Source organism: Croceicoccus bisphenolivorans (assembly GCF_001634625.1).
GTDB classification, from domain to species: domain Bacteria; phylum Pseudomonadota; class Alphaproteobacteria; order Sphingomonadales; family Sphingomonadaceae; genus Croceicoccus; species Croceicoccus bisphenolivorans.
In genome coordinates this window covers 229,039-254,705 of the sequence record NZ_LRSE01000004.1, presented here as the reverse complement: position 1 = coordinate 254,705, position 25,667 = coordinate 229,039, and the positions used below count along the sequence as shown (strand labels likewise).

Annotated in this window: 27 protein-coding genes and 1 tRNA gene; 7 read left to right on the top strand and 21 right to left on the bottom strand. The window is 64.6% G+C overall.

Annotated elements, in window-relative coordinates:
* Window positions 1-295: 295 nt before the first annotated feature.
* The 6 genes from A7A77_RS06040 (at window position 296) to A7A77_RS06015 (ending at window position 6,358) form a co-directional block, all read left to right on the top strand.
* Complete coding sequence (locus A7A77_RS06040) at window positions 296-1,963, top strand: putative bifunctional diguanylate cyclase/phosphodiesterase (protein ID WP_066555251.1); 1,668 nt, start codon at window positions 296-298, stop codon at window positions 1,961-1,963.
* A 75-nt stretch (window positions 1,964-2,038) separates the two neighbouring features.
* A complete protein-coding gene (gene dapF, locus A7A77_RS06035) occupies window positions 2,039-2,860 on the top strand; it encodes a diaminopimelate epimerase (RefSeq protein ID WP_066555250.1) in 822 nt (273 codons plus the stop codon).
* Window positions 2,861-2,874: 14 nt separating this feature from the next.
* Window positions 2,875-4,095 carry a MiaB/RimO family radical SAM methylthiotransferase gene (locus A7A77_RS06030; protein ID WP_066555248.1) on the top strand — a complete coding sequence of 407 codons (1,221 nt, stop codon included), beginning with the start codon at window positions 2,875-2,877 and terminating at the stop codon, window positions 4,093-4,095.
* Window positions 4,092-5,027 carry a signal recognition particle-docking protein FtsY gene (gene ftsY, locus A7A77_RS06025; protein WP_066555245.1) on the top strand — a complete coding sequence of 312 codons (936 nt, stop codon included), beginning with the start codon at window positions 4,092-4,094 and terminating at the stop codon, window positions 5,025-5,027. The genes A7A77_RS06030 and ftsY overlap by 4 nt, the downstream gene beginning before the upstream one ends.
* Window positions 5,027-5,674 carry an inner membrane-spanning protein YciB gene (locus A7A77_RS06020; protein ID WP_066555487.1) on the top strand — a complete coding sequence of 216 codons (648 nt, stop codon included), beginning with the start codon at window positions 5,027-5,029 and terminating at the stop codon, window positions 5,672-5,674. Before ftsY ends, A7A77_RS06020 begins: the two co-directional genes overlap by 1 nt.
* A 111-nt stretch (window positions 5,675-5,785) precedes the next feature.
* On the top strand, window positions 5,786-6,358 hold the full coding sequence (locus A7A77_RS06015) for a urate hydroxylase PuuD (protein ID WP_066555485.1): 573 nt from the start codon (window positions 5,786-5,788) through the stop codon (window positions 6,356-6,358).
* 49 nt (window positions 6,359-6,407) lie between these two features.
* Here the strand turns inward: A7A77_RS06015 and A7A77_RS06010 are convergent, their stop codons facing one another.
* The 15 genes from A7A77_RS06010 to A7A77_RS05945 form a co-directional block, all read right to left on the bottom strand.
* The gene (locus A7A77_RS06010) at window positions 6,408-6,686 is read right to left on the bottom strand and encodes a hypothetical protein (protein WP_156500448.1); all 279 of its coding nucleotides are present in this window, start codon (window positions 6,684-6,686) and stop codon (window positions 6,408-6,410) included.
* Window positions 6,687-7,162: 476 nt separating this feature from the next.
* On the bottom strand, window positions 7,163-9,061 hold the full coding sequence (locus A7A77_RS06005; RefSeq protein ID WP_066555239.1) for a potassium transporter Kup: 1,899 nt from the start codon (window positions 9,059-9,061) through the stop codon (window positions 7,163-7,165).
* 127 nt (window positions 9,062-9,188) lie between these two features.
* Window positions 9,189-9,944 carry a tetratricopeptide repeat protein gene (locus A7A77_RS06000; RefSeq protein ID WP_066555234.1) on the bottom strand — a complete coding sequence of 252 codons (756 nt, stop codon included), beginning with the start codon at window positions 9,942-9,944 and terminating at the stop codon, window positions 9,189-9,191.
* Entirely contained in the window at window positions 9,941-10,369 is a 429-nt protein-coding gene (locus tag A7A77_RS05995; protein WP_066555228.1) for a cytochrome c-type biogenesis protein, read from the bottom strand. Before A7A77_RS05995 ends, A7A77_RS06000 begins: the two co-directional genes overlap by 4 nt.
* Window positions 10,366-10,929, bottom strand: a complete 564-nt coding sequence (locus tag A7A77_RS05990; protein ID WP_066555225.1) for a DsbE family thiol:disulfide interchange protein — start codon at window positions 10,927-10,929, stop codon at window positions 10,366-10,368. Before A7A77_RS05990 ends, A7A77_RS05995 begins: the two co-directional genes overlap by 4 nt.
* Window positions 10,926-12,908, bottom strand: coding sequence for a heme lyase CcmF/NrfE family subunit (locus A7A77_RS05985; protein WP_066555211.1), 1,983 nt, complete (start codon window positions 12,906-12,908; stop codon window positions 10,926-10,928). Before A7A77_RS05985 ends, A7A77_RS05990 begins: the two co-directional genes overlap by 4 nt.
* Window positions 12,905-13,369: a cytochrome c maturation protein CcmE gene (gene ccmE / locus A7A77_RS05980; RefSeq protein ID WP_066555208.1), complete on the bottom strand. Its 465-nt coding sequence runs from the start codon at window positions 13,367-13,369 to the stop codon at window positions 12,905-12,907. The genes A7A77_RS05985 and ccmE overlap by 4 nt, the downstream gene beginning before the upstream one ends.
* Entirely contained in the window at window positions 13,366-13,524 is a 159-nt protein-coding gene (locus A7A77_RS18140; protein WP_172799847.1) for a hypothetical protein, read from the bottom strand. Before A7A77_RS18140 ends, ccmE begins: the two co-directional genes overlap by 4 nt.
* Window positions 13,521-14,282, bottom strand: a complete 762-nt coding sequence (ccmC, locus tag A7A77_RS05975) for a heme ABC transporter permease CcmC (RefSeq protein WP_066555204.1) — start codon at window positions 14,280-14,282, stop codon at window positions 13,521-13,523. The genes A7A77_RS18140 and ccmC overlap by 4 nt, the downstream gene beginning before the upstream one ends.
* A gap of 128 nt (window positions 14,283-14,410) precedes the next feature.
* Window positions 14,411-15,469 carry a Glu/Leu/Phe/Val family dehydrogenase gene (locus A7A77_RS05970; RefSeq protein WP_066555200.1) on the bottom strand — a complete coding sequence of 353 codons (1,059 nt, stop codon included), beginning with the start codon at window positions 15,467-15,469 and terminating at the stop codon, window positions 14,411-14,413.
* Between the two features lie 73 nt (window positions 15,470-15,542).
* Window positions 15,543-15,619: transfer RNA gene (locus A7A77_RS05965), tRNA-His, on the bottom strand.
* A gap of 170 nt (window positions 15,620-15,789) precedes the next feature.
* Window positions 15,790-16,788 carry a type II secretion system minor pseudopilin GspK gene (gene gspK, locus A7A77_RS05960; protein WP_172799846.1) on the bottom strand — a complete coding sequence of 333 codons (999 nt, stop codon included), beginning with the start codon at window positions 16,786-16,788 and terminating at the stop codon, window positions 15,790-15,792.
* On the bottom strand, window positions 16,785-17,387 hold the full coding sequence (gspJ, locus tag A7A77_RS05955) for a type II secretion system minor pseudopilin GspJ (protein ID WP_066555185.1): 603 nt from the start codon (window positions 17,385-17,387) through the stop codon (window positions 16,785-16,787). Before gspJ ends, gspK begins: the two co-directional genes overlap by 4 nt.
* Complete coding sequence (gspI, locus tag A7A77_RS05950; protein ID WP_066555183.1) at window positions 17,384-17,770, bottom strand: type II secretion system minor pseudopilin GspI; 387 nt, start codon at window positions 17,768-17,770, stop codon at window positions 17,384-17,386. Before gspI ends, gspJ begins: the two co-directional genes overlap by 4 nt.
* A gap of 5 nt (window positions 17,771-17,775) precedes the next feature.
* The gene (locus tag A7A77_RS05945; protein ID WP_066555180.1) at window positions 17,776-18,255 is read right to left on the bottom strand and encodes a GspH/FimT family pseudopilin; all 480 of its coding nucleotides are present in this window, start codon (window positions 18,253-18,255) and stop codon (window positions 17,776-17,778) included.
* A gap of 92 nt (window positions 18,256-18,347) precedes the next feature.
* Here A7A77_RS05945 and A7A77_RS05940 point away from each other — a divergent pair, with 92 nt between their 5' ends.
* Window positions 18,348-18,995: a prolyl hydroxylase family protein gene (locus tag A7A77_RS05940; RefSeq protein WP_066555179.1), complete on the top strand. Its 648-nt coding sequence runs from the start codon at window positions 18,348-18,350 to the stop codon at window positions 18,993-18,995.
* A gap of 21 nt (window positions 18,996-19,016) precedes the next feature.
* Here A7A77_RS05940 and A7A77_RS05935 read toward each other — a convergent pair whose 3' ends face one another.
* The 6 genes from A7A77_RS05935 to rseP all read right to left on the bottom strand — a co-directional run bounded on the left by A7A77_RS05935 (window position 19,017) and on the right by rseP (window position 25,655).
* Window positions 19,017-19,964, bottom strand: coding sequence for a DUF808 domain-containing protein (locus A7A77_RS05935; protein ID WP_066555176.1), 948 nt, complete (start codon window positions 19,962-19,964; stop codon window positions 19,017-19,019).
* Window positions 19,965-20,117: 153 nt separating this feature from the next.
* Complete coding sequence (rpmE, locus tag A7A77_RS05930) at window positions 20,118-20,342, bottom strand: 50S ribosomal protein L31 (protein ID WP_066555484.1); 225 nt, start codon at window positions 20,340-20,342, stop codon at window positions 20,118-20,120.
* 249 nt (window positions 20,343-20,591) lie between these two features.
* The gene (fabZ, locus tag A7A77_RS05925) at window positions 20,592-21,035 is read right to left on the bottom strand and encodes a 3-hydroxyacyl-ACP dehydratase FabZ (protein WP_066555173.1); all 444 of its coding nucleotides are present in this window, start codon (window positions 21,033-21,035) and stop codon (window positions 20,592-20,594) included.
* Window positions 21,036-21,055: 20 nt separating this feature from the next.
* Window positions 21,056-21,706, bottom strand: coding sequence for an OmpH family outer membrane protein (locus tag A7A77_RS05920; protein WP_066555166.1), 651 nt, complete (start codon window positions 21,704-21,706; stop codon window positions 21,056-21,058).
* Window positions 21,706-24,336: an outer membrane protein assembly factor BamA gene (gene bamA / locus A7A77_RS05915; RefSeq protein WP_082835954.1), complete on the bottom strand. Its 2,631-nt coding sequence runs from the start codon at window positions 24,334-24,336 to the stop codon at window positions 21,706-21,708. The genes A7A77_RS05920 and bamA overlap by 1 nt, the downstream gene beginning before the upstream one ends.
* Window positions 24,337-24,545: 209 nt before the next feature.
* Window positions 24,546-25,655: an RIP metalloprotease RseP gene (rseP, locus tag A7A77_RS05910; protein ID WP_066555163.1), complete on the bottom strand. Its 1,110-nt coding sequence runs from the start codon at window positions 25,653-25,655 to the stop codon at window positions 24,546-24,548.
* Window positions 25,656-25,667: the final 12 nt, after the last annotated feature.

Genomic DNA, 25,667 nt, shown 5'->3' with positions numbered 1-25,667 from the left:
TGCGCGCCGCTTGCGTGGCGCCAAAGTGTTCGGATCACGCGATAAAAGCGAAAAACGCCGGTGGGCGAAACCTCGCCGACCAGCGTGCCGCGTTATCACGGACCCATGGATTTGTGCCGGATGGACAGCCCCTGGGCCGCCTGTCCTGCCCGCGCCATTACCTGCGCACACCCGCTTTTGCAAGCGCGCGACTTTTTAAGCACCCGCATCAAGCGTTTAACCCGATGTTTAGAGCCATGGCCTAATCCTCGGCCAAAGGCCATTTCCGGCCACGCACGAAGGAACCCAAGGGCCGATGAGCGAGTCCGATCCAGGGCTTGAAAAAGAGGCAGCGCAAGCCGGGAAAGTGCTTCCCGGCGAGCGCGACATCATCGCCCTTGGCATCATCGCCGCCGCGCTCATCATGTTCGTCGGCCACGCCGCCGCCGCCGTGCCCGGCGTACTGCGCTTCATCGAAGGCAACGGCGACGGCCCCGCGGCCTACCTTGCCAGCGCGCTGCTGCTCAACACCGCGCTCATCCTGTTCGGCTGGCACCGCCACAACGAACTGATGAAGGAAATCCGTTCCCGCCGCAAAGCGGAGGAGCAGGCGCGCGAACTTGCCTTTACCGATCCGCTGACCGGATCGCTCAACCGCCGCTCGATCGGGCCGGAAGTCGACCGCCTCGTGGCCGAAGCGAAGAACAGCGGCAACGAACATGCCGCCGTCGCCTTCGTCATGCTCGATCTGGATCATTTCAAGCAGATCAACGACCTCAACGGTCACCGTGCGGGCGATACCCTGCTGGTGACGATGGCCGATCGCGTGCGCGACGTGCTGCCGGATGCGGCATGCCTTGCCCGCCTTGGCGGCGACGAGTTTGCCTGCGTCATCCCCTATGACGGGCGCGATGCCGCATCGATCGACCGGGTGGCCTGCGCGATCATTTCCGCCGCGCGCCAGCCGTTCGAAGTGGCAGGCGGAGAGCTGGCTGTCAGCCTGTCGGTCGGCATCGCCTGTTCCAGCGGCTTGCCCGAAGCCTGCGAAAGCGCGGCGGAGGAAATGCTGCACATGGCCGACATGGCGATGTACCATGCCAAGAAGAACGGCCGGAACCGCTACGACTGGTTCGAGCCCAAGATGGAACATGACCTGCGCAGCCGGGCCGAGCTGGAAAACGGCATCCTTGCCGGCATCACGCGGGGCGAGTTCGTGCCCTTCTACGAACAGCAGGTGGACATCGCGACGGGCGAGCTGACCGGGTTCGAGATGCTGGCCCGCTGGAACAGCCCGAACCTCGGCCTCGTCTCCCCCGACAGGTTCATCCCTGTGGCCGAGGAGTTGGGCGTCATCGCAGACCTTTCCGAAGGCGTGATCGCACAGGCCCTGCGCGATGCGCGCGACTGGGACCCGCGCCTGACACTGGCCGTCAACATCTCGCCAGTGCAGATGCGCGACCCGTGGTTTGCGCAGCGCCTGCTGAAGCTGATGGCCGAAGCGAACTTCCCGCCCGAACGGCTGGAGATCGAGATTACCGAGATGTGCCTGAACGAGAATATCGGCCTCGTCCGCTCGCTCGTCACCAGCCTGAAGAACCAGGGCGTGAAGGTCAGCCTCGACGATTTCGGCGTCGGCTATGCAACGCTCGCCCAGCTTCGCGCCCTGCCGTTCGACCGGATCAAGATCGACCGCCAGTTCATTTCCCGCCTTGCGCGCAGCGAGGATACCGCATCGGTCGTATCGACTATCGCGTCCATCGGTGAAGGCATGAACCTGCCCGTCACGGCAGAGGGGATCGAGAACGAATCATTGCGCGATTCGCTGCGCCGGATCGGCACGTTCAAAGGTCAGGGCTATTTCTATGGCCGGCCCGAAACCGCCGAACAGGTCCGCGCCCGCCTGCGCAGCGAGGCGCGCCTTGCCGTCGACGGACGCGAACGGCTGGCCCTTGCCGGCACGGACCTGCGCGCCGCCGGGGCCTGACCGGGGCGCTGACGGCGCGCGAAACAAGGTCGCCGGCACTGGACGCGCCGCCCTGCGGTGCATAGATGCGCAGCTATGCGTATCGCCTTTTCCAAGATGCATGGCCTCGGCAACGATTTCGTCGTGCTGGACGCGCGCGAGCATCCGCTGCCGCCGCTGACCGGCGATGTCGTCGCGGCACTGGCCGACCGGCACACCGGCATCGGTTGCGACCAGCTCGTGCTGATAGAGCCGAGCAAGGTGGCCGACTGGCGCATGCGCATCTTCAATTCCGACGGCGGAGAGGTGGAGGCCTGCGGCAACGCGACCCGCGCGGTCGGCCTGCTGATCGGCGGAGAGGTATCGCTGGAGACGCTGGGCGGCACGATCACCGCGCGGCCCGATCCGAAGGGCATTGCGGTCGACATGGGCGAACCGCGCTTCGGGTGGGACGAGATTCCGCTGGCCTATGCGATGGACACGCTGCGCATGCCCGTCGGCTGGCCGCTGGACGAGCAGGAACTGAGCCAGCCGGTCGCCGTGAACGTCGGCAATCCGCATGCGGTGTTCTTCGTCGATGACGCCTATGCCATTCCCCTTGCCGACATCGGCCCGGTGATAGAGACGGACCCGATCTTTCCAGAGCGGGTCAACGTCAACATCGCCGCCGTGACCGCGCGCGATGCGATCACCTTGCGCGTGTGGGAACGCGGTGCGGGCATAACCCGCGCCTGCGGTACCGGCGCCTGCGCCACGGCCGTTGCTGCGATGCGGCGGGGGCTGGTGGATCGCGAGGTTACGGTGAACCTGCCCGGCGGGCCGCTGGTGATCGCGTGGGGGCCGGACAACAGGATCACGATGACCGGACCGGCATCGGTCAGCTACACCGGATCGTTCGACTGGGGCGACTACGCTTGAGCGCAGCTGACGTCATGACGTCCGAAGTGATTACCTTGGGCTGCCGTTTGAACGCATCGGAAAGCGACCGCATCCGCGCCATGCTGGACGGGCGGACCGACACCGTCGTCGTCAATTCCTGCGCCGTGACGGAAGAGGCCGTGCGCCAGACCCGCCGCGCCATCCGCCGCTTGCGCCGCCGCCGCCCCGATGCGCGCCTGCTCGTTACCGGATGCGCCGCCGATATCGAAAGCAAGCAGCTGGCCGCCATGCCCGAAGTCGACGCGCTGGTGCCCAACACGGCCAAGCTGTCGCCCGAAAGCTGGGGAGCGGGCCACAATGCCGCCGCCCTTCCCCCGATCATCGCCCATCGCGGCGTCAGCACCGAAACGACAGCCCGCACCCGCGCCTTCGTCGCCGTGCAGAACGGATGCGACCATTCCTGCACCTTCTGCGTGATCCCGCAGGGGCGCGGGCAGAGCGTTTCGCTGACCGCGCCGCAAGTGCTGGGCGAAATCGCGGCGCATCTGGAACAGGGCGCGCCCGAAGTGGTGCTGACCGGCGTGGATGTGACAAGCTGGGGCCATGACCTGCCGGGTGCGCCGCGCCTCGGTTCGCTGGTGGGCGAAGTGCTGCGGGCCTTCCCGACGCTGCAACGCCTGCGCCTTTCCTCCATCGACGGTGCAGAGATCGACTGCGAACTGGAGGAGCTTCTCGGCGGAGAGGCGCGGGTCATGCCGCATATCCACCTCTCGCTCCAGCACGGGCACGACCTGATCCTGAAGCGCATGAAGCGCCGTCACAGCCGCGCCGATGCCATCGACCTTGTCGCAAGGCTGAAGGCACGCCGCCCCGATATCGCTGTCGGGGCGGACCTTATCGCCGGTTTCCCGACGGAGGACGACGCGATGCACGACGCGAACCTTGCCATCGTTCGCGAATGCGGCGTGGTTCACGGCCATGTCTTCCCGTTCAGCCCGCGCCCCGGCACGCCCGCCGCGCGGATGCCGCAAATCGATCCCGCCACCATCAAGGCCCGCGCCGCGACCCTTCGCGCCGCCGTTGCCGAAACCCGCGCAGCCTGGCTCGCCTCGCTTGTCGGTGAGAGCTTCACCGTGCTGGGCGAGAACGACGGCACCGGCCACACACCCCATTTCGCCTCCGTCCGCCTGCCCGACGGCATGCGCGGCGGCGACATCGCCCTCTTGCGCATCACGCGCGTCGAGGACGGATTGCTTATCGGAGAACGAGTATGAGCGAGAGCTGGTCGGACCGGCTTTTCGGAGGGTTCCGCAAGACGAGCGAGAAGCTGACCGGCAACCTTGCCGGCGCAGTTGGCTCCTTGGGGGGCGGAACCACGCGGCTGAGCGAAAACCAGCTGGACGAGCTGGAGGACGCGCTCGTCATGTCGGACCTTGGCCCGCGCGCCGCCATGCGCATCCGTGAGGCCATCGCCCAGCGCCAGTTCCCGCGCGATGCGGACGAGCGTGCGATACAGGAAGCCGTCGCCGCAGAGATTGCCGAAATCCTGCGCCCCGTTGCCAAACCTCTCGAAGTCACCGCTTTCCCGCGCCCGCATGTCGTGCTGGTCATCGGCGTCAACGGCAGCGGCAAGACCACCACGATCGCCAAGCTGGCCCACCTGTTTCAGGAAGACGACTACGGCGTGATGCTGGCTGCGGGCGACACGTTCCGCGCCGCCGCCATCGGGCAGTTGAAGGTCTGGGCAGACCGGCTGGGCGTGCCAGTCGTTACCGGGCCGGAGGGCGGCGACCCGGCCAGCGTCGTGTTCGACGGGGTCAAGGCCGCGACCGACAAGGGCAGCGACGTGCTGATCGTCGACACGGCGGGCCGGTTGCAGAACCGCAAGGAACTGATGGCCGAATTGACCAAGATCCGGAAGGTTCTGGGCCGTTTGAACCCCGAAGCACCGCATGACGTCGTCCTCGTCCTCGATGCCACGAACGGGCAGAACGCATTGCAGCAGATCGATGTGTTCAAGGAAGTCGCAGGCGTCACCGGCCTCGTCATGACGAAGCTGGACGGCACCGCGCGCGGCGGCGTTCTGGTCGCGGCGGCAGAGCAGTACGGCCTGCCCATCCATGCCATCGGCGTGGGCGAGAAGATCGACGACTTGCGCCCATTCGATCCCGACCTTGTTGCGCGCGTGATCGCAGGAGTCGCATGATGACCGACAAACCGGCACCGAAGAAGAAGAGCGGCTGGCTCAACATCGCGATCGATTACGGGCCGCTGCTCGTCTTCTTCGCGGTCTACAAGTATTTCAGCCCCGCAGAGGATGGCGACGCGATCGGTCAGGTGCTGGCGACGGTGAAGGGCACCGGCGCGTTCATCGTGGCCGCGCTGGTCGCCGTTGCCGTGTCGAAGTGGAAGCTGGGGCACGTCACCCCGATGTTGATGCTGTCGACCGCGCTGATCGTGTTCTTCGGCGGCCTCACCATCCTGTTCCAGGACCCGGTCTTCGTGCAGATCAAGCCGACGATCATCTACGTCGTTTTCGCAGTGGCGCTGCTGGGCGGTTACTGGCGCGGCAAGGCGCTGCTGAAATACCTGCTCGACGCCGCGTTCGAGGGGTTGTCCGACATTGGCTGGATGAAACTGTCGCGCAACTGGGGCTTCTATTTCATCGCGCTCGCCGTGCTGAACGAGGTGCTGCGCGCCACGCTGAGCTTCGAATCGTGGCTTGCTGCAAAGCTCTGGGTATTCCTGCCGCTATCGTTCCTGTTCACCTTTACCCAGCTGCCGATGATGCTGCGCGAAGGGCTGGGCAAGGAAGAGAAGGACGAAGCGGTGACGGAGCATCCGCCCGCCTGACCGGAACTTGCCACGGGTTATCCACTGCCCCACGGTGACATTTTGTAACAATTGCGCAAATGTCGCGCCGCGGGTCGCACCGGGACTGGCCAGATGGCCGGGGGAGTGGACATGGCAAAGCTGTTTGGAAACCTGCATCTCGTACTCGCGATCGGTCTGGTCGCGGCACTTGCGCTGATGGTGGCATTCGCGCCCAGCGCACCGATCGACATAAATTCCGTTTCGCGCTGGCTGCACCTGTTCTTCGGGGTGCTGTGGATCGGCCTGCTCTATTACCTGAACTTCGTGCAGGTGCCGACGATGCCGGCCATTCCTGCCGAGCAGAAAGGCGCGATCACCGGGCATATCGCACCCAAGGTGCTGTTCTTCTTCCGCTGGGCGGCGGCGCTGACGGTGCTGACCGGCCTCACCATCGCGATGGTCAGCGGCTATCTGGTCGAGGCGCTTACGTTCAGCGGCGAAGGCGCGGTGAACCTGATCGGCGCCGGCATGTGGATGGCGCTGCTGATGGCATTCAACGTCTGGTTCATCATCTGGCCGGCGCAGAAGAAGATCCTTGGGCTGGTAGAGGCAAGCGCCGAAGCCAAGGCCGCCGCCGCACCCCGCGCGCTGATCGCCAGTAGACTCAACACCCTGCTGTCGATCCCGATGATGTGGGCGATGGTCAGCGCGAATCTGGGCTGACGGGGCCAGACCGGAAGGGGCGCGCCGGACCGGACCCGGCGCGCCCCGTTTATTTGCGTAGGGCAGCCGTGGTCAGATCAAGGCCGCAGCGGCTGCAGGTCTTCGCGGGCCAGAACACGCTCCACATCCCGCGCATGAAGATGGACTTGCCGCATCGCGGACAGGCGATCAGCAGGCTGCGCACACCGAATGCGATCACCCATATCAACAGCAAGGGCAGGACGATCCAGTCCAGTGCCCCGCCGTCCGCAAGGCCCATGGCCGATGCCAGCAGGGGAATGCCCCAGACTATGAACAACCCGCTGCCAAGGCCCATCGCTATGTGCATGCGGCCGATTTCGTAGATGGTTCGATCGGTTCGATTGCTGATTGGCATCACGCCGGTTGGATGAACTATCGGCCGGAACCGATCAAGGACTCAACGACGACACCGGGATGTGGCCAAAGTCCACGTTGTAGGAGTGCCGTCTACAATGGCGCGAACCTACAGGCACGTTGCGAATCGATTTATCAAGATCTCAAGACAAGGAGATCGTATGTTCGAAGAGTTTCACACAATCGTGAGCATCGTGGCAAAACTGTGCGGCGCCGGCGCAGCTTGCGTGAGAGTTTACCTAACACTTTGCAAGTGGCGGGGGGTATTGGATGGGAAGACGGCCCCCGGGGATTATCGACATTCAGATGATGGCCTGCCGAAAATGGTGGGTTCGGGTGAACCGGAGCGCAGCGACCTCTACGGTCGTGAGCACCGGAAGCGCACGAAACCGCCGTTTGCAGGCGGTCAGGGCTGAATGTCGATGATCCCTAGATCCGGACTTGCGAGCCCAGCTCGACCACACGATTCGTCGGCAGCCTGAAGAATTCCATAGCCGTCGCCGCATTGCGCAGCATCCAGCTAAACACCTTTTCACGCCACAGCATCATCGCCGGCTTTTCGCTGGGCAACAGCGTCTGGCGCGACAGGAAGAAGCTGGTCTGCATCATGTCGAACATGCCGCCGCACTTGTCGATCAGCTTCAGCGCGGCCGGAACGTCGGTTTCTTCCATGAAGCCATAATGCAGCACAACGCGGTAGAACCCGTCGCCCAGATCCTCGATCTCCGCGCGTTTGGCCGCGTCGACATATGGCTCTTCCGCGATCTGCACCGTCAGCACCACCACGCGGTCATGCAGCACCTTGTTGTGCTTGATGTTGTGCAGCAGCGCCGAAGGGACCCCCGCCGTGCTGGATGCCATGAAGATGGCCGTGCCCGGCACGCGGGTGGCCGAATTGGCCGCGCTCTTGGCGAAGATCTCGATCGGCAGGGCAACCTCTGTCATGCGCTCGCGCATCAGCTTGCGGCCCTTGGCCCATGTCGTCAGCAAGGTGAAGGCAGCAGCGCCGACGAGCAGCGGGAACCAGCCGCCGTCGGGAATCTTGGTGGCGTTCGCGGCGAAGTAGGCGCCGTCGACCACGAAGAACAGAACGATGACAGGCACGGCCCACCACCACTTCCACTTCCACACCGCGAGCAGCAGCACGGCCATGAGGCAAGTGTCGATCACCATCGCGCCGGTGACCGCGATGCCATAGGCGCTGGCAAGATTGGACGAGTTCTGGAAGGTCAGCACCAGCAGGATCACCGCCACCATCAGCGCCCAGTTGATGAACGGGATATAGATCTGGCCCGCCTCGGTCTCGCTGGTGTGCAGGATCGACAGGCGCGGGATGAAGCCCAGTTGCATCGCCTGATGCGTTACGGAGAACGCGCCCGAAATCACCGCCTGGCTGGCGATAAAGGTCGCGGCCATGGCAAGGATGACGAGCGGCAGGCGGAAGATGTCGGGCGCCATGATGAAGAACGGGTTCTGGATCGCCTCTGCCGCTTCGGCCCCGGTCAGGCTGGTGACCATCGCGGCCTGGCCGAAATAGTTGATCAGCAGCGCGGGCATGACGAACCCGAACCACGACATGCGCAGCGGCCCGCGCCCGAAATGGCCCATGTCGGCATAGAGCGCCTCCGCCCCCGTAACCGCCAGCACGACGGAGCCGAGAGCGAGGAAGGCCAGCGTCTTGTCGACCATGAAGAACTGCAGCGCGTACCACGGGTTCAGCGCCACCAGCACGCCCGGATTGTAGGCGATCTGGATGAGGCCGAGCACCGCGAGGACGACGAAATAGAGGATCATCACCGGCGCGAACAAAGCGCCGACCTTGGCCGTGCCGCGCCGTTGCAGCAGGAACAGGAAGATCAGCAGCGCCAGCGCGATCGGGATAACCCAGACCTCGAACCGCTTTTCGACGACGGTTAGACCCTCGACCGCAGAAAGCACCGAGATCGCGGGCGTGATCATCGAATCGCCGTAGAACAGCGAAGTCGCCAGCACGCCCAGCAGCACCGTGATCCAGCCGTATTTCGACCGGCCGATATGCCGCGAGATCAGTGCGAGAAGCGCAAGGCTGCCGCCCTGCCCCTTGTTATCCGCGCGCATCAGGATGGTGACGTACTGGATCGCGACGACCAGCGTCATCGACCAGAAAATCAGGCTGACCACGCCAAGGATGTGCAACCGGTCCAGCGCCAGCGGATGCGGCCCGACGAACGTTTCGCGGAACGCATAGAGCGGGCTGGTACCGATATCGCCGAAAACGATGCCGATGGCGCCAGCCGCCAGCTTCAGCTTGGCGTTGGTGCGCTCGTCTCCGGTAACGGAATGACTCATCCGCGAATGGTGCCTTCTGCGACGGCCATGGTCCCAAGCCCTCCGGTAATCGGGGGACTTCCTCCGGCCAACGGGCGCTGGCGATTAGCAGTGCTTGTTCGCACCTGCAAGAAAAGCCGTTCGGCTGTCATGTTCCGGGGCGGTCGGACGCAGGGGAATCCGCCGTTTCCTGCTCCACCGGCACTGGGCCGGACGGCATCTGCGCATCGCCCGATGGAGCGCCGGTCGCAGGGGTCCGACCGTTCTGACCCCCCTGTTGCTGGGCAATGATCGCGTCGAGTCGCGCAAGCCGTGCGGCAAGGTCAGCCCGCCACGGTGCGTCTTCCTCTCCGGGCCGGTCCAGCAGCTTCTGCCAGATTGCGCGCGCATCCTCGAACTGGCCGGACTGGGCCAGCGCAAGGCCGGTGAAGAACGGCGGGCCGGGATGGTCGGGCGCGATGTCGGCCGCCTTCTGAAACGCATAGAGCGCGGCAGGCGTGATGATCCCGTCGGCATGGCCGACCAGCGCATTGCCCAGCGCCAGCCAGACATCGGGATCGTTCGGGGTCTTACGTGTCGCCCCGCGCAGCAGGGTTGCCGCCGCGCCGAACTGCCCCGCGCGGGCAAAGGCATCGGCAGTTATAAGGTAATTGCGCCCTTCACCGAATTCGTCGCCCATCGCGCGGCGCGCCTCGATCAGGGCGGCCTGACCCGATTCGGCGTTTTCACGCGGTGCGGTGGGAGAGCCGGGCTCTGACGGGCTGCCTTGCAGGGCATAGCCGGACAGGCCCAGCAGCAATGCGGCACCGGCAAATTCGCGCCCGCCGCGCGGCAGTTTCAACACGAAGACGAGCGCGGCGAAAGTCACGCCCGCCAGCACGAAAGCGATGGCCCAGCCCATCATGCCTGTTCCCCCGCCGGCGCATCGGGTCTGCGCACGAAACGCTTGCGCAAAAGCAACAGGGCCAGCAGCAGCAGGACCAGCGGCGCGGCGAACAGCGGCCATGTCAGCGTGGTCAGTTCCGGTTTGTAACTGACGTAATCGCCATAACGCTCGACCAGCCACGCGCGGATCGCTTCCGGCTCCTCGCCTGCCTTTATCCTCTGCCGCACCTGATTGCGCATGTCGCCCGCCATCGAAGCATCGGAATCTGCGATCGACTGGCTCTGGCATTTCAGGCAGCGCAGCGTTTCCATCAGCGCCTGCGCCTTTTCCTCCTGCGCCGGATCTTCCAGCTGGCGATAGGCATAGGGCGCGGGCGGCAACTGGTCCTGCGCCATGACGGGCGCGGCAAGCAACAGCGCGAGGAAGGCGATCAGGCGGGTCATAGCGGCTCTCTCGCCTTGTCGAACTCGACGAGGATGGTCTTCACGTCACCCTCCATGATCGGGCCGATGTGCTGGTAGCGGATGATCCCGTTGCCATCGATCACGAAAGTTTCGGGCACGCCGGACGAACCGATGCCCAGCTGCACTTCGCTGATATCGTCCTTGCCGATGCTGGCAAAGGGATTGCCATATCGGGCGAGGAAACGGGCGATATCCTGCTCCCTGTCGCGGATGGCGACACCGTCGATCGGCACCTGCACACGGCGCAACTCGTCAAGCTGCGGGGCTTCTGCGGCACAGGGCACGCACCAGCTGGCAAAGACGTTGAGGAGGCGCGGTTCGCCCTGCTTGAAATCGGCAGTGGCAAGGCCGGGCAGATCGGGCGTGGCGGCAGGCAGCGCGAATTCGGGCAGCGGTTTGCCGACCATCGCGCTTTCCACATCCCGCGCGGCAGGGCGGATCAGGCCGTTCATGACGAGTACGAAGAACCCGCCGAACAGTACCAGCGGCAGCCAGATGGCCCACTTCCTGCCCTTCGGCTTTTCGTCTGGCGCGCTCATTCCGCAGGCTCCGGCACGGCGCGGGAATGCGGGCGTTCGTCACGGCGCATGGCGATGCGGCGGCGCTGGTAGCCGCGGCGAATATCGCCCAGCACGCGGCCCAGCAGCGACAGCGCGCCGCCGAATGCGATCAGCAATCCGCCCAGCCAGATCATCGGCACGAACGGTTTCCACCACAGCCGCAGCTGCCAGCGCCCGTCCAGCCCCTCTTCACCGACGACCGCATAGAGCTGGCCGTTCCAGCGGGTCGACAGCGCCGATTCGCTTGTCGTCTGCGGCGGCTGGGTGAAGTTGCGCGATTGCGGGTGCAGCGTGACCGGCGCGCCGTCTTCGTAACGGGCGGTCATCGTCGCTTCCAGCGCGGTCCAGTTCGGGCCGGCGACCGGTTCGATCGCCGTCAGCTCGATCGACCATGGGCCGACCTCCACCACGTCGCCGACGTTGGCCGCGACCAGCTTCTCGGTAGAGAATGCACTCTCGCTCGCCATGCCGAACAGCGCGACGGCAAGGCCGAGGTGCCCGAACACCATGCCCCATGTGGGCAGCGGGGTGCGGCGCAAATCACGCCCGAGCAGCGGCAGGATACTCGCCACGCCCAACCCCAGCGACAGGCCGAGGCCGAGCAGCGGCAGCAACCCGATACCCGGTGCCAGCAGCACCGCGCCTGCCAGAAGCGCGGCGGTCAGCACCGCGGGTAGGATCAGTGCCTTGGCAATCCGGTCGAAACTGTCGCGCCGCCAGCGCAGCAGCGGGCCGACGGCCATCACTACGATCATCGGAATCGCGAACATCGCGCCCACCGGATTGAAGTAGGGCGGGCCGACCGAGACCTTGGTGTCGAACGCTTCCGTCAGCAGCGGATAAAGCGTGCCGAGCAACACGATGCCGAGGATCGCGGACAGCATGACGTTGTTGAACACCAGTCCCGCCTCCCGGCTGACGAGGGAGAACTGCTTGCCCTCACTCACCGTGCTGGCCCGCGCGCCGAACAGGGTGAGCGCGCCGCCGATGTAAATGGTCAGCAGCGCAAGGATGAAGGTGCCGCGTTCGGGATCGACGGCAAAGGCGTGAACCGAGGTGAGAATGCCCGAGCGTACGAGGAACGTGCCGACCATGGACATCGAGAAGGCGACGACGCCGAGCATGATCGTCCACGTGCGCAGCGCATCGCGCGAAGCGAGGACCGAGGCTGAATGCAGCAGTGCTGTCGCCGCCAGCCACGGCATCAGCGAGGCGTTCTCCACCGGATCCCAGAACCACCAGCCGCCCCAGCCAAGCTCGTAATAGGCCCAGTAGGACCCCGCCGTGATGCCGATCGTCAGAAAGATCCAGCTGCCCAGCACCCACGGCCGCATCGCGCGGGCGAAGGCGGGGCCGACCTCGCGCGTCAGCAGCGCGCCGACCGCAAAGGAAAAGGCCACCGAAAGGCCGACATAACCGATGTAGAGCGTGGGCGGATGGAAGGCGAGGCCGATATCCTGCAACAGCGGGTTGAGGCCGTTCCCTTCCGGCACCGGCGTCGGCAGACGCTCGAACGGGTTGGAGGAGAACAGCAGGAAGGCGTAGAAACCCAGCGATACGAAAGCCTGCGCCGCCAGCGTCGCGATCATCGTGCGTTCGGGCAGGCGCCGTTCGACCAGCGCGACGAGCGAGCCGGACAGGGCCATCACCGTCACCCACAGCAGCATCGAACCTTCGTGGTTGCCCCATGTGCCCGCCAGCTTGAAGATGAACGGCTTGGCACTGTGCGAATTGGCGGCGACCAGCAGCACCGAAAGATCGGTGCGGATGAACAGCCACATCAGCATCAGGAATGACAGGGCGACAAGCGGCCCCTGCACGATGGCGCTGGGGCGAACCACACCCGCGTATTCCGACGAACCTTCGCCGCCGCGCAGCGCCATGATGGCGGCAAACAACTGCAGCAGCGCCATAGCAGCGGCGAACCACAGCAGGGCAAGGCCGGCTTCCGCAATCATTGCGCGGTCGTTTCCGCAACCACGGCCTTGGCCTGTTCCTTGCTCATGTCTTCCAGTTCGCGCGGCATGTAATTCTCGTCATGCTTGGCCAGCAGGCTGTCGGCAACGAATGTGCCATCGGCATCGAGCCGCCCGTCGGCAACGACGCCGCTACCCTCTACGAACAGGTCGGGCGTGATGCCGGTGTAGCGGACGGGCACGGTTGCCTTCCCGTCGCCGACGACGAAGGCGACCGTCACGCCATCGGGCAGCGTCTGGATCGACCCTTCCTGCACCATGCCGCCCAGCCGCACCGCGCGGCCCGTTTCGGGCGGATCGGATGCGATGTCGCTAGGCACATAGAAATAGCTGGCCTGTCCGCGCAGGCCCCATATCGCCAGCAGCACCGCGCCGATCAGCACGGCAAGCGCAAGGACGACGAGCACCAGCCGCTGGTGCTTTGGCTTCATTGCAGTGCTCATTCCTGTCCCTTGGTTCTTTCGCCCCGCGCGGCATCGCGGCGGGCTTCGGCGCGGCGCATCGCGATCCAGCTCCACCCCGCCATGCCCAGTGTACCCACCACGCCTATGACATAGGCCGCGATGACGAAGGGCCAGTGGGATAGTCCCTCGCTCATGTCGTCACCTGTCCCAACGCTTCGCTGCGCATCGCACGGCGGCGCAGCCGCGCTTCCGCCTGGAAATCGGCGAGGATCGCGCGCATCCGCGCCAGCACGACCCCGCCGAACAGCAGCGAAAAGCCCAGCGCCGCGATCAGCAGTGGCCAGAGGAAAGCAGGGTCTATCGCCGACTTGCCCATCGTGATGCTGGCCGGCTGGTGCAGCGAGTTCCACCACACGACCGAGCGGTTGATGATCGGCACGTTGATCGCGCCGACCAGCCCGAAGATCGCGGTAACGCGGCTGCCACCGGTTCCGGCTGCGCCCACCCCGTCCTTCTGCGCCGCATTGGCCAGCGCGAGATAAGCGAAGTAGAGAAACAGCAGCACCAGCATGGATGTCAGCCGCCCGTCCCACACCCACCATGTGCCCCATGTCGGGCGGCCCCAGATCGATCCGGTGGCAAGGCAGATGGCGGTAAACACCGCGCCGGGAACGGCAGCCGCACGCGCGGCAATCGTCGCCAGCGGATGCCGCCAGACGAGTTCCACCAGCGAGGCAACAGCGATCGTCGTCCAGCCGCCCATGCCCAGCCATGCGGCGGGAACGTGGATGTAGAGGATGCGAACCGTATCGCCCATCAACCGGTCGGCAGGCGCGAAAAACAGGCCGTAAACCAGCGCCCCGCCAGCCAATAGCAAGCCGGCCACCAGCAGGAGCGGCGTCATCCAGCGTGCGAGGCGCAGGAACCGGGCGGGATTGGCGAAACCGTGCATATACCGTGGCTTTCGCCAACCGCCATGGCAGGGGCGGCGATGCGCTTCAAGTCAAAGACTCGGGTTCAATCGCCTCTACGCCGGATAATTGGCCCAATGGACGAGAGTTTTGCCGCCCTGCGGGCAGTTCAACGCCCGATTGCGCGCCTTGCCATGGCATCGGCAACGCGGTTGGCCGCTTCGCCGCTCGCCTCGCTCCCCACCCAGATCTGTTCAAGCCGATCGGGAATCTGCGCGATGCGGGCGTTCACGTCGTCGATGGTCGCAGACACCGATCCGTCGCGCGACAGGTATTCCACGGCGACCGATATGATACCGCCCGCGTTGATCACGTAATCCGGCGCCCAGAGGATGCCGCGCGCGTTCAGTGCATCGCCGTCGCCAGCCGTCGCCAACTGGTTGTTCGCCCCGCCCGCGATAACCGCACAGTCCAGCCGTGCGATCGTGTCGGCATTGAGGATCGCGCCCAGCGCGTTCGGGCTGAACACGTCGCAAGGCACGGTCATGATCGCATCGGCGTTGACCGTCTTTGCGCCCAGTTCGTCCGCCAGCCTTGCCGCGCGGGCCTGATCGACATCGGCCAGCGTCAGCACCGCGCCGTCCTCTGCAAGATAGCGGGCAAGGCCGGAACCCACACTGCCCGTGCCCTGTACCGCGACATGCACGCCCGCCATGCTGTCCTTGCCCAGCTTGTGCTTCACGGCCTGTTTCAGGCCGAGATAGATGCCGTGCGAGGTGAACGGGCCGGGGTCCGTGCCGACTTTCGATTCGCCTTCTTCTGCCGACAGGCCGGTGACGTGGGCGGTGCGGCGGTGGACGATGTCCATGTCCGCTTCGGTAATCCCGACATCTTCCGCCGTAACGTATTCGCCGCCCAGCTTTTCGACCGCGTCGCCGAAAGCGAGCATCATCTCTTCCGGCTTCGTGCGATTCGCGTCGGCAAGGATAACGGCTTTGCCGCCGCCCATGGGAAGACCGGCCAGCGCGTTCTTGTAACTCATCCCCTGCGACAGGCGCAGCGCATCGGTCAGCGCGGCGGCAGAATCGGCATAGTGCCAGAACCGCGTGCCTCCGGCCGACGGGCCGAGATGGGTGGAATGGATCGCGATGATGGCACGCAGGCCGCTGGCGCGATCATGGACAAGGGTGATTTTTTCGTGGTCGTCGAACGCAGGATTGTTCCACATGCGAAATCGCGCCGCCTCTTCCCGGTACAGACGTGGGAATGCGTGGATTTCGCCCCTGTCCGACAGTGAAAGCTGGGGCGACCGATGGGGTTCGAACCCACGACCTCCGGTACCACAAACCGGCGCTCTAACCAACTGAGCTACGGTCGCCACAAAGCCATTCTGGACCCTGTCTGATGACAGGAATGATGGCCTGTTTTCACTGCCGCAACCTCGCGTCAAGCGCTATCGGCGGCGGGCTGCGCCTGTTGCACAAGCGAGGCGATAAGGGAAGCAAAAAACGAACGGCCACGCGTGATGCGTAATATTATTACGCGGCCCTAATTCGCCTCGCCCCAGCTTCGCGCCATGACACGCGCCGGTTCGAGCTGCGCGTCGATCAATGCGCGTTCTTCCAGCACCACCGAGTCGACCCGCACAACCAGCTTTGCCTCGAACCAGCGGCTGGCAACGCCAAGCTGGCGAAGCTGCGCCGGGCCAAGCGGAGAACCGGAGCGGGCGAGCGGTGCGATCGCCTCGTTCAGCGTTGCCCATCCTGTTGCCGGACGCGCTTCCAGCAAGGCGCGAACCTGCTCTGCATTCAGTGTGCCGGGGGTCAGTGCGGTGACGAGCGGGGCCTGATCGGGGCGCAGGGTGTTGAGGTTGATGACCGCGCGTTCGCTGCCCGGCAATGCGCAGAGCCATGGCAGCAGGCGCTGGTACGTCGGTTCGTCCATGCCGCGCACGGCGCGCAGTTCCGACAGGTCGACGATGCGCTGGCCCGGCGTGCGATACGGCACGTCGAGCGTCTGGTAATAGCTGTCTTCCGCTCCGTTCACTTGCGGATCCTGATCGGCATCGATCCAGTCGGCCAGCGAATCGCTGACGATGACCGCCTTGTCGACCGGAACCTGCAGCGAATCCATGAGGCGGCGGAACTGGTCGAGCGAGGGGATGTTGAGGCGCGCACGCTCGCCTTCACCCACGACCAGCGAATTGACGTTGAAACAGTTGCCACGGTCGATCACGGTCACCGTCACACTGCCGCGCGACAGGGGCAGCGGCGTTTCGCTGTCCAGCAACCCGCCGGGATCGACCGTCCGTTTGCGATCGATCGCGACCAGCGCGCCAAGGCGGGAGGCGACGATGTTTTCCGCGCTCAATGCATAGAGCCGCGCCTGCGCCATCGCTTGCGAATTCGCGGCCAGCCGCGTGGCAAGGTTCAGCCGCTCCAGCATGACAGCCGCGATCACCGCCATCACGGCGACAAGCAGCAGCACCGACAGCAGCGCCGCGCCGCGATCTTTCGCGCGCATCCAGCTTTGCGACACGCGCCTCACTGGTAATTCGCCCCGACCAGCGCGACCACCCGCAGCGTCGTGCCGTCGTCCTGCGGCACCAGCAGTTCGACCGCGGTGGGCAGGTCCGTTGCGCGCTCGCTTTCCCAACGGTCCAGCCAGTTTCCTTCCGGCGCGCGAAAGCGCAGGCGCGGTGTGCCTGCAATGCGGAGCATCGGCGAAGGCTCCGGCGGGGTCGCGCCATCGGTAAACGGCAGGCCGACGCGAACCAACCGGTCGCCGTCCACCCGCCAGCTGACCCGCTGCAACGATGATCGCGCCTCGCCGGTCAGGTTGTCCCAGCCGCTGCGGGTCAGGTCGATCAGGGCCCCGTTAGCCCCCTGCTCCATCGCCGGATGGGCCGCGCCGTTTTCGTCCCGCACCGGCCTTGCGGCGGCTTGCGCAAGATCGGCCGTCCACACCGCGATGAAGCGGCGCTGGTCGGCGATCCGTTCTGTCACTTTCCGCCCGCCGATCTCCGCATCGACGGAAAAGCGCAGCAGCCCGATCGCCCCGCCCGCGATGACCGCGAACAGGACAAGCGCGACAAGCATCTCGACAAGCGTAAAGCCGTTGGCGCGGACGCGGGGCTTGCCTGTCATGACGGGGCGATCCGCAGAAATTCGTATGTGACCGCGCTCGATTCGCGACCCGGCGTCACTTCGCGAACGGAAAGCAGGATGCGGATCGTGCCGGGATATTCGGGCGGTGCTTCCACCACACGGTTCCACGCGAACTGGCGCCCGGCATTTTCCACCGCACCCGAATCCTCGCCCAGCGCGGGCGGCATCGGATCGGTCAGCCATTCGGCGGCAAGGTTCTGGGCCGTAACCTCGCGCAGCAGGCGCTGTTCCAGATCGGCGGTGCGCGCGATCGACTGCCCCTCCATCCGCATCAGCGTCAGCCCCGCCAGAGCAAAAACCGCCAGCGCGACCAGCAGTTCGATCAGGGTGAAGCCGTTCGGCCTTGGTTTACGGGGAGCCATCGTCGTCAGTTCGCAGACACGGCAACCTCGCCGTTGCGGCGCACGGTTACGACCATCGCGTTGCCGTCATGTGACAGGCGCAGGCGCAAGTCCTCGCTCGCCAGCCCCAGCGGATCGAAGACGACGCGGCGGTTGGCGGGCGCGCCCTCGCTACGCCCTTTCACCGCGGCGATCGTCCCGTCTTCCCAGTCCGCGGCGTCGAGCGTTCCGTCAAGCGGTGCCCACCGCCCGTCGACGCGGCGTTCGTAGTAGTAGCCCGCCGGACCGACGACCGTGGAAACCGATGCCGAAGTGGCGATCGCCTCGTCCCGCGCGGCCATGGTGCGGGCGGCGAATCGCTCGGCCTCCCGCCTCAGGTCGCCGCTGCCGTCGGGCATCGTCAGCACGGCCGCCCCCGCCATCAGCGCGATGACGAAAAGCACGACCATCAGCTCGACAAGGCTGAAGCCGTTGCGTGGCTTTCTACGGGTGGGGCGGGGCTGCATGGCGGGGCGCAGCTATGCGCCAGCGCGGTTCAGGCTGCAAGCGCCGTGCTGCATGGTTGGCGCGGGCGCGCGGATTGCCTATCTCCGCAGCCATGAAAGATCTGGACGAGCAGGATTTCGGCGAAACGGTATCGGCCCGGCTACGCGCCTGGCCCGGAATGCAGCGGGTGCCCTCACCCAAACTGGAACTGTTCACCCTGCGCGATTTCGTGCCTGCGGCAATGCGCAGCGAATTGATGGCGCTGATCGATGCGAACCGGCGGCCCTCGACCATCGCCGATCCCAACGGCGACGACTATTTCCGGACGAGCGAGACCTGCGACCTGTCTCCTGACGAACCCGTTGTGCAGGATCTGCGCGCCCTGTTCACGCAGCTTTCGGGCATCGACCCGCGCCATGCCGAACCATCGCAGGGGCAGCGATACGAAGTGGGGCAGGAATTCAAGAACCACACCGACTATTTCGAACCGTCAGGCGCCGACTACCAAAAGTACTGCAGCGTCGCGGGCCAGCGGACGTGGACCTTCATGGTCTACCTGAACGAACCGGAAGCAGGCGGGGCAACGCGGTTCAAGGTGGCGGGCAAGATGTTCCAGCCGGAAGCGGGGCGGCTGGTCTGCTGGAACAACATGCGCGCCGACGGATCGCCCAACGCCGCCACCCTGCATCACGGGATGAAAGTGCGGAAGGGCATGAAATACGTGATCACGCAGTGGTACCGCGAGAAGGAATGGAAGTGACCGGCACCGGGCGGTGCGGGATCAGTGCCCGCCCTTCCCGAACAGCGCCAGCACCTTGTGCAACGCCAGCGCGATGATCGCGCCCAGCACCAGGCCAACAATGGCCGAACCAATGGCATAAGTCAGCCAACCCAGCACGCCCGACAGCGCACCGGTGGCCAGTTCGACCGAATGCTGGAGCGTGTGCACCAACTCGGCAGGGCCGTGAACGCCCAATTCCTCCAGCCCGTGCAGCACGATGCCGCCGCCAACCCACAGCATCGCCGCCGTGCCGACGACCGACAGGAAGATCATCAGTTTCGGCATCAGCCGGATCAGGAACGCGCCTACCGACTTGGCCGCGGCGGACGTGCGATCGAGGAGGTGGAGGCCGATATCGTCCATCTTCACGATAAGCGCGACCGCTCCGTAGACCAGCACAGTAATGCCAATGCCCACCACGGCCAGCGCCACGGCGCGGATCAGCAGCGACTGGTCCGCCACTTCGTTCAGGGAAATGGCCATGATCTCGGCCGAGAGGATCAGGTCGGTGCGGATCGCGCCGGAAACACGCTGCTTCTCGAACTCGGCAACGTCGGTGATCTTGTCGTCCACCGTCTTGCCGTGCTTCGCGCCGCCCAGCTTCTCCATGATCTTTTCCGCCCCTTCATAGGACAGGAACAGGCCGCCCAGCATCAGGATCGGCGTGATCGCGATCGGCAGGAACTGGCTGAGCAGCAAGGCCGCGGGCAGCAGGATCAGCAACTTGTTGCGGAAGGAACCCTTGGTGATCTTCCAGATGATCGGCAATTCGCGCTGCGGGGTAAAGCCGGTGACGTAGGACGGGGTCACCGCCGCATCGTCGATCACGACGCCCGCCGCCTTCGATCCGGCCTTGGCGGCACCGGCGGCGACATCGTCCATGCTGGCTGCCGCCGCGCGGGCGATCAGCGATACGTCATCCAGAAGCGCGACAAGACCAGTGGGCAAGGGATTTCCTTTCGAACCGTAAGCAATGCAGACGGTTCGCCCCCGTCGCTTGTTCCCGAATAGCGGCCCGTCCCCCCAACGCAAAGGGCAAGCCGCAAACGAAAAGGGCGGCCCGAAAGGACCGCCCCGTTATTCGTACAAGCCGCGAAGGGATTACTTCTTGAGCTTGAGACCGCCGAAGCGCTGGTTGAAGCGGGCGACACGGCCACCTTCGTTGACCACGCGGTTGCCGCCAGTCCATGCCGGGTGGCTGGTGGGATCGATTTCCAGCGCCAGCGTGTCGCCTTCGCTGCCCCAGGTGGAGCGCGTTTCGAACACGGTGCCGTCGGTCATCTGCACCTTGATCATGTGGTAGTCGGGATGGGTATCGGCCTTCATGGCGGTATCTCCGTTGATGCTCCGGTTCCGACCGGAAACACGGGGGTTGTTCGTGAAAGCGGCGCGCTTAGCGGCGATTCCGCCAAAAAGCAAGCGAAGGGGCCGCTCCTGAAATAGTGCCGGAATTTGGTTCAGGGCGAGTCGAGGGTGGTGATCCGTCATGACCCGGCGCGCAGCGCACATCAGTACGTGAGCACCGGAAGCATGGCGAATCGCCTTCCGCAGGCCGCCATGAAGCGAATTACGGTGCTATTTCTCGATCATGGCGGTGAACTCGCACTCGCAAGTCACCGTATCGCCGATGGACGCGGTGCCGGCGAACTTGCAGATGCGGGCACGCTTGTGCACGAAGCTGACTTTCAGGTCGAGCAGGTGGCCGGGTTCGACCGGCGCACGGAACTTCGCGTTGTCGATGGCAAGGAAATAGACCAGCTTGCCCGAACCTTCGAGGCCCAGCGCCTTGACCGCGAGAAGCCCCGCGGCCTGTGCCAGCGCCTCTACCTGTAGCACGCCCGGCATGATCGGACGGCCGGGAAAGTGGCCCTGGAAGAAGTCTTCATTGAACGAGACGGCCTTGACCGCATGGATCTCCTTTTCAGGGTCCAGCGAAACCACCCTGTCGACCAGCAGCATCGGATAACGATGCGGCAGCAGTTCAAGAACCTTCGTCAGGTCAAAGCCGGTCTCGTCCATATGTGCCCCCTTGTCCCGACTTAGCGGCCGCCGGCGGCGGCAGCATTGCCTGCCTGTGCGGCCTGCGCTGCCTCGGCCTCGCGCTGGGCGCGCGGCTTCCAGTCAGCGGGCGGCACCAGCTGTGCCTGCGGGATCATGCGGTTCAGCTCGGTCAGAACGTCCTGGTTCAGGTTATAGGCCTGATCGGCAGCGACGACCGATGCCGGGTTCAGCACCAGCGTGATCTTGCGCTTCTGCTGGGCTGCGGTCATCGCCGCTTCCAGCTTGTCGCTGATCTGTTCGAGCACATAGGCGCGCGACAGGGCGACCGGCTGCAACATGCGGTTCAGTTCGGCTTCGCCCGACTGCTGGATGCGCTGGATCTGCTGGGCCTGCTGGGCCAGCGAAGCCTGGTTCGGCGAAGCGACCTGGCTGTCGGTCTGGTACTTGGTGACCAGCGGTTCCAGCTGGGCCTGAAGCTGCGCACGGCGGGCTTCGGCCGCGTCGAGCTGGGCCTTGTACGTCGTCGGGCGCTGCTGTTCGGCCAGCTTGAAGGCGGCCGAATTGGCGACGATGGCGTCGGGGTTGGCGATGGCGATGCCCGGCGCGACCTGCGCCGAAGCCGCGACCGGAAGCGCCACGGGCGCGGCAGCGGCCAGCGCGGCGGCGATAAGCTTGTGCGAAGTCTTCATCAGAATTGTGTTCCTACGTTGAAGCTGAAGGTCTTGGGATCGTCCCCTTCTTCCTTCAGCAGTGCTTTCGAGAAATCGAGACGAAGCGGACCGAATGGCGAATTCCAGCTGATACCCACGCCCACGGCGACGCGCGGCTTGGGTGTGTCCCCAAGGTACTCCTCGACATAAAGAAGGGTGTTTTCGGTAACGCCGTCCGCCGCGATCGGATTCGTCGTCAGCACACTGCCCGTGGTGTTACCTTCGTCGTCGGTCGAGGTGATCTCGGAATAGATATTGTTGACGACGGGATCCTTCAGCCCCCAGACCGCGCCGATGTCGGCGAAGATCGACGGGCGCAAGCCCATTTCGCGCGCGCCGGAACCGAGCGGGATTTCAAGCTCTGCACGGCCCTTGTAATACATGCGGCCGCCCAGCGCGTCGTCGGTCCAGTTGCTGCGATCCTCGCTCACCACCCCGTCGATCACGCGCTTGCGCACCACGCGCGGGCCGATGCCGCGGATGTCGAAGCCGCGCAGGTCCGGTTCGCCAAGGAAGAAACGGTCGGTCAGGCGAACATCGTCCGTGCCCTCTACATTCCGGTCCTTCAGCGACTTGATATAGCCACCCTCTGCCTGAACCGAGAAGATGAAGCCCTTCATCACGTCCCAGTACTTCGCGGCGTTGCCGCGAACACGGCCGTAATAGACGTCGCCGCCAACGCCCGCATAATCGACGTTGCCGACAATGCGCGTGCCGCGGCTGGGACGGATGCGGTTGTTGAGGTTGTCGAATACGAGGCTGGCGCCGATGATCGAGCTCGTCCGCTTGCCCAACGCGTCACAAAGGTAGCGTCCGGCAACCAGCGGATTACACTCAAACGTGCCGTCGTTGTCGAAGTCGGAGAAATACTGGCTGCCCAGCGTCACATCCTCAAGATTGAGGGTGTAGCGGCCGATCAGCGTCATGTATTCGCTGAGCGGGGTGCCAGCGCGGAGCGAGAAGCCGGTGGTGCTGTTCTCGTAAGTCCGGTTACGGTCGGAATTGAAGTAGTTGAAGCTGTTGTAGTCGCGCCGGTAGATGTCGGCACCGAACGAAATGTTCGAATCGAACATGTACGGTTCGGTAAAGCTGATCTGCGCCGACTTCGAATAGCGCGAATAATTGAGCGACAGGCCGACCGTCTGGCCACGCCCGCGGAAGTTGCGCTGCTGGATCGAGCCTTGCAGGATGAAGCTTTCAAGGCTGGAGAAACCGGCAGAAAGCTGCAGTTCGCCGGTCGCCTTTTCCTCGACGTTGGCGATCAGCTTCACGCGGTCTGGCGCGCTGCCCTGCGCCTGTTCGACCTCGAAGTTTTCCTGGAAATAGCCCAGCGAGTTGATGCGCGCGGTCGACCGCTTGACCTGCAGCGAATTGAACGCGTCGCCCTCAGTCAGGCGGAATTCGCGGCGCACGACCTTGTCCTGCGTCAGCGTGTTGCCGTTGATGTCGATCGATTCGACATAGACGCGCGGGGCGTTGGCGATGCGGAAGTTGACCGACATGGTCAGGTCTTCCTTGCTGCGCCGGTATTCCGGATCGACCTCGGCAAAGGCATAGCCGAACGCGCCGATCGTTTCGGACAGCCCCTCGATGGTGTTTTCCACCATCTCGGCGTTGTACCAGTCGCCCTGCTTCATCGACAGGCTCTTGGTCATGCGCTCTGAATCGAAATCGCGGATCTCGCTCTCGACCGTGACGTCGCCGAACTTGTAGCGATCGCCTTCCTCCACCACGTAAGTGATGATGAAGTCCTTCTTGTCCGGCGTCAGCTCCGCAACGGCGGAAACAACGCGGAAATCGGCATAACCCTCGGTCAGGTAGAACTGGCGCAGCTTCTGCTGGTCGAAGGCCAGCTTGTCGGGATCGTAGCTGGTGCCGCCCTTAAGGAACGAGAGGAAGCCGGTCTGCTTCGTCAGCATCTCTCCGCGCAGTTCGCCGTCGGAGAACTGGTCGTTACCAATGATGTTGATCTGGCGGACCTTGGACTTCGGCCCTTCCTTGATCTCGAACACGATGTCGACGCGGTTCTGATCCAGCGTGACGGATTTGGGCTCCACTGTGGCGGCAAAGCGGCCCTGCCGCTTGTACAGCTCGATGATGCGGTTAACGTCGGCGCGCACCTTGGAACGGGTATAGATCTGGCGCGGGGCGAGCTTGATCTCGGGATAGATCTTGTCGTCCTTGAGCCGCTTGTTCCCTTCCAGGATGATGCGGTTAATGATCGGGTTCTCGACCACCTGGATCACGACATTGCCGTCAGCCTCGCGGATCTTCACGTCAGAGAACAGCTCTGTCGCGTAGAGTTCCTTCAGCGCGGAGTCGGCCGCGGCAGCATCATAGACGTCGCCGGGGCGCATCTTGATGTAGGAAAGGATCGTCTGCGGCTCGAGCCGCTGTGCGCCGGCCACCGCGATCTGGCGGACGATCGTTGCCTGCGGCACCATCGGTGCGGGCTGCGCCGCATCCTCTGCTGCTACAACGTTCTGGGCCAGTGCGGGCGCGGGCACGAGAGCCGTACCGGCCAGCAGCGCCGCCAAGAGGCCCGCGTTCCGGCCATCCGGACGGATCAGTCCGGAGTTACGCTGCGATCCAAGTGCCTTTACGGCCATCCACGTGCCTTCCCGTACAAACATGCCCGCGCAAGTGCACGCGGGCTGCGGAAAAATGTCCCCGCCCTGCAGGCCCGTTGGCGGCCTGCCCCGGCGTGTCGTGCCCTGTGCCCGATGGCTGCTCCACTATCAACCCGAAGCCTGCGATTATCCGCGATTCCCGCCCGCAAACCGGCCATCGTCAGGCCATCGCGAGAACGCTGGCGCGATCAGAAATTGACGAGTGATGAAATGTCGAGGAGCGTCACGAATACCATCAGGCCCAGAACCAGTGCCAAGCCGGTGCGAAAGGCAAGGTCCTGACCCCTTGCCGACACCGGCCGGCGGCGGACCGCCTCGATCGCATAGAATGCGAGGTGACCGCCGTCGAGAACCGGAATTGGCAGGAGGTTAATGAATGCCAAGTTAATTGAAATCATGGCGACAAAAGCGATGTAGGCATACCAGCCCTGCACCAGCTGTTCGCCCGAGTATTTCGCGATCTTGACCGGCCCGCCCAATTCGTCGAGCGAGCGGCGCGCGGTGATGATCTGCCACAGGCCGATGGCCGACATCTTCATGATCGAAATCGTCTGCCGCGTACCTTCGGCCACCGCTTCGAACGGGCCTGCATCTTCTGTCCGCACCGCATCTGTCGCGATGCCGAGGCGGCCCATGCGGAATTCATTGCCGAAGCGATCGCGCTCGACATGGGTTTCCAGCTTCACATCGGCGGACATTTCGCGCCCGTCGCGCAGCCACACGATGCTGATCGTCTCTCCCGGATAGGGAATCACGTATTCGCGCACGTCGTCGAAACTGTCGATCTTCGTCCCGTCAACCGAAACGATGCGGTCGCCCAGGTCCAGCCCTGCGGCGGCGGCGGGCGAATCCTCGACGATCTCTCCGATGACCGGATCGGCCACCAGCTTGCCGAAGGCCATCGTGAAACCCGCGATGATCAGGATCGCGACCAGCATGTTCGTCAGCGGCCCTGCCGCCACGATCGCGGCGCGCGCACCAAGGCTCTTGGCCTGAAACGTCTGCCGGCGCTCTTCTTCCGGCAGGGACAGCCACTCGTCCGTCGGCTGGCTGGCAGGGTTCATGTCGCCGGCGAACTGGACATAACCGCCCAGCGGCAGCGCGGAAATCTTCCAGCGCGTGCCCCGCTTGTCGGTAAAGCCCCAGACTTCCTTGCCGAAACCGACAGAGAACGCCTCTGCCTTCACGCCGAACCAGCGGCCGACAAGGTAGTGGCCCAGTTCATGCACGACGACCAGTGGCGCAAGCACCACGATGAAGCCGAGGATGGCAGTGAAGAGATTGGGATTTTCGAACATCGTGTGCGTTTA

Coding starts and splice junctions, on each gene's coding strand:
- rpmE (WP_066555484.1), bottom strand. CDS start 20,342: ATGAAGGCCGATACCCATCCCGACTACCACATGATCAAGGTGCAGATG.
- A7A77_RS05945 (WP_066555180.1), bottom strand. CDS start 18,255: ATGCAGCCCCGCCCCACCCGTAGAAAGCCACGCAACGGCTTCAGCCTT.
- A7A77_RS06030 (WP_066555248.1), top strand. CDS start 2,875: ATGACGTCCGAAGTGATTACCTTGGGCTGCCGTTTGAACGCATCGGAA.
- bamA (WP_082835954.1), bottom strand. CDS start 24,336: ATGGCCGTAAAGGCACTTGGATCGCAGCGTAACTCCGGACTGATCCGT.
- gspI (WP_066555183.1), bottom strand. CDS start 17,770: ATGGCTCCCCGTAAACCAAGGCCGAACGGCTTCACCCTGATCGAACTG.
- A7A77_RS18140 (WP_172799847.1), bottom strand. CDS start 13,524: ATGAGCGAGGGACTATCCCACTGGCCCTTCGTCATCGCGGCCTATGTC.
- rseP (WP_066555163.1), bottom strand. CDS start 25,655: ATGTTCGAAAATCCCAATCTCTTCACTGCCATCCTCGGCTTCATCGTG.
- fabZ (WP_066555173.1), bottom strand. CDS start 21,035: ATGGACGAGACCGGCTTTGACCTGACGAAGGTTCTTGAACTGCTGCCG.
- ftsY (WP_066555245.1), top strand. CDS start 4,092: ATGAGCGAGAGCTGGTCGGACCGGCTTTTCGGAGGGTTCCGCAAGACG.
- A7A77_RS05985 (WP_066555211.1), bottom strand. CDS start 12,908: ATGATTGCGGAAGCCGGCCTTGCCCTGCTGTGGTTCGCCGCTGCTATG.
- A7A77_RS06020 (WP_066555487.1), top strand. CDS start 5,027: ATGACCGACAAACCGGCACCGAAGAAGAAGAGCGGCTGGCTCAACATC.
- A7A77_RS05970 (WP_066555200.1), bottom strand. CDS start 15,469: ATGTGGAACAATCCTGCGTTCGACGACCACGAAAAAATCACCCTTGTC.
- A7A77_RS06005 (WP_066555239.1), bottom strand. CDS start 9,061: ATGAGTCATTCCGTTACCGGAGACGAGCGCACCAACGCCAAGCTGAAG.
- gspJ (WP_066555185.1), bottom strand. CDS start 17,387: ATGACAGGCAAGCCCCGCGTCCGCGCCAACGGCTTTACGCTTGTCGAG.
- A7A77_RS05920 (WP_066555166.1), bottom strand. CDS start 21,706: ATGAAGACTTCGCACAAGCTTATCGCCGCCGCGCTGGCCGCTGCCGCG.
- dapF (WP_066555250.1), top strand. CDS start 2,039: ATGCGTATCGCCTTTTCCAAGATGCATGGCCTCGGCAACGATTTCGTC.
- ccmC (WP_066555204.1), bottom strand. CDS start 14,282: ATGCACGGTTTCGCCAATCCCGCCCGGTTCCTGCGCCTCGCACGCTGG.
- A7A77_RS06010 (WP_156500448.1), bottom strand. CDS start 6,686: ATGCACATAGCGATGGGCCTTGGCAGCGGGTTGTTCATAGTCTGGGGC.
- A7A77_RS06040 (WP_066555251.1), top strand. CDS start 296: ATGAGCGAGTCCGATCCAGGGCTTGAAAAAGAGGCAGCGCAAGCCGGG.
- A7A77_RS06015 (WP_066555485.1), top strand. CDS start 5,786: ATGGCAAAGCTGTTTGGAAACCTGCATCTCGTACTCGCGATCGGTCTG.
- ccmE (WP_066555208.1), bottom strand. CDS start 13,369: ATGAGCACTGCAATGAAGCCAAAGCACCAGCGGCTGGTGCTCGTCGTC.
- A7A77_RS05940 (WP_066555179.1), top strand. CDS start 18,348: ATGAAAGATCTGGACGAGCAGGATTTCGGCGAAACGGTATCGGCCCGG.
- A7A77_RS05990 (WP_066555225.1), bottom strand. CDS start 10,929: ATGAGCGCGCCAGACGAAAAGCCGAAGGGCAGGAAGTGGGCCATCTGG.
- A7A77_RS06000 (WP_066555234.1), bottom strand. CDS start 9,944: ATGATGGGCTGGGCCATCGCTTTCGTGCTGGCGGGCGTGACTTTCGCC.
- A7A77_RS05995 (WP_066555228.1), bottom strand. CDS start 10,369: ATGACCCGCCTGATCGCCTTCCTCGCGCTGTTGCTTGCCGCGCCCGTC.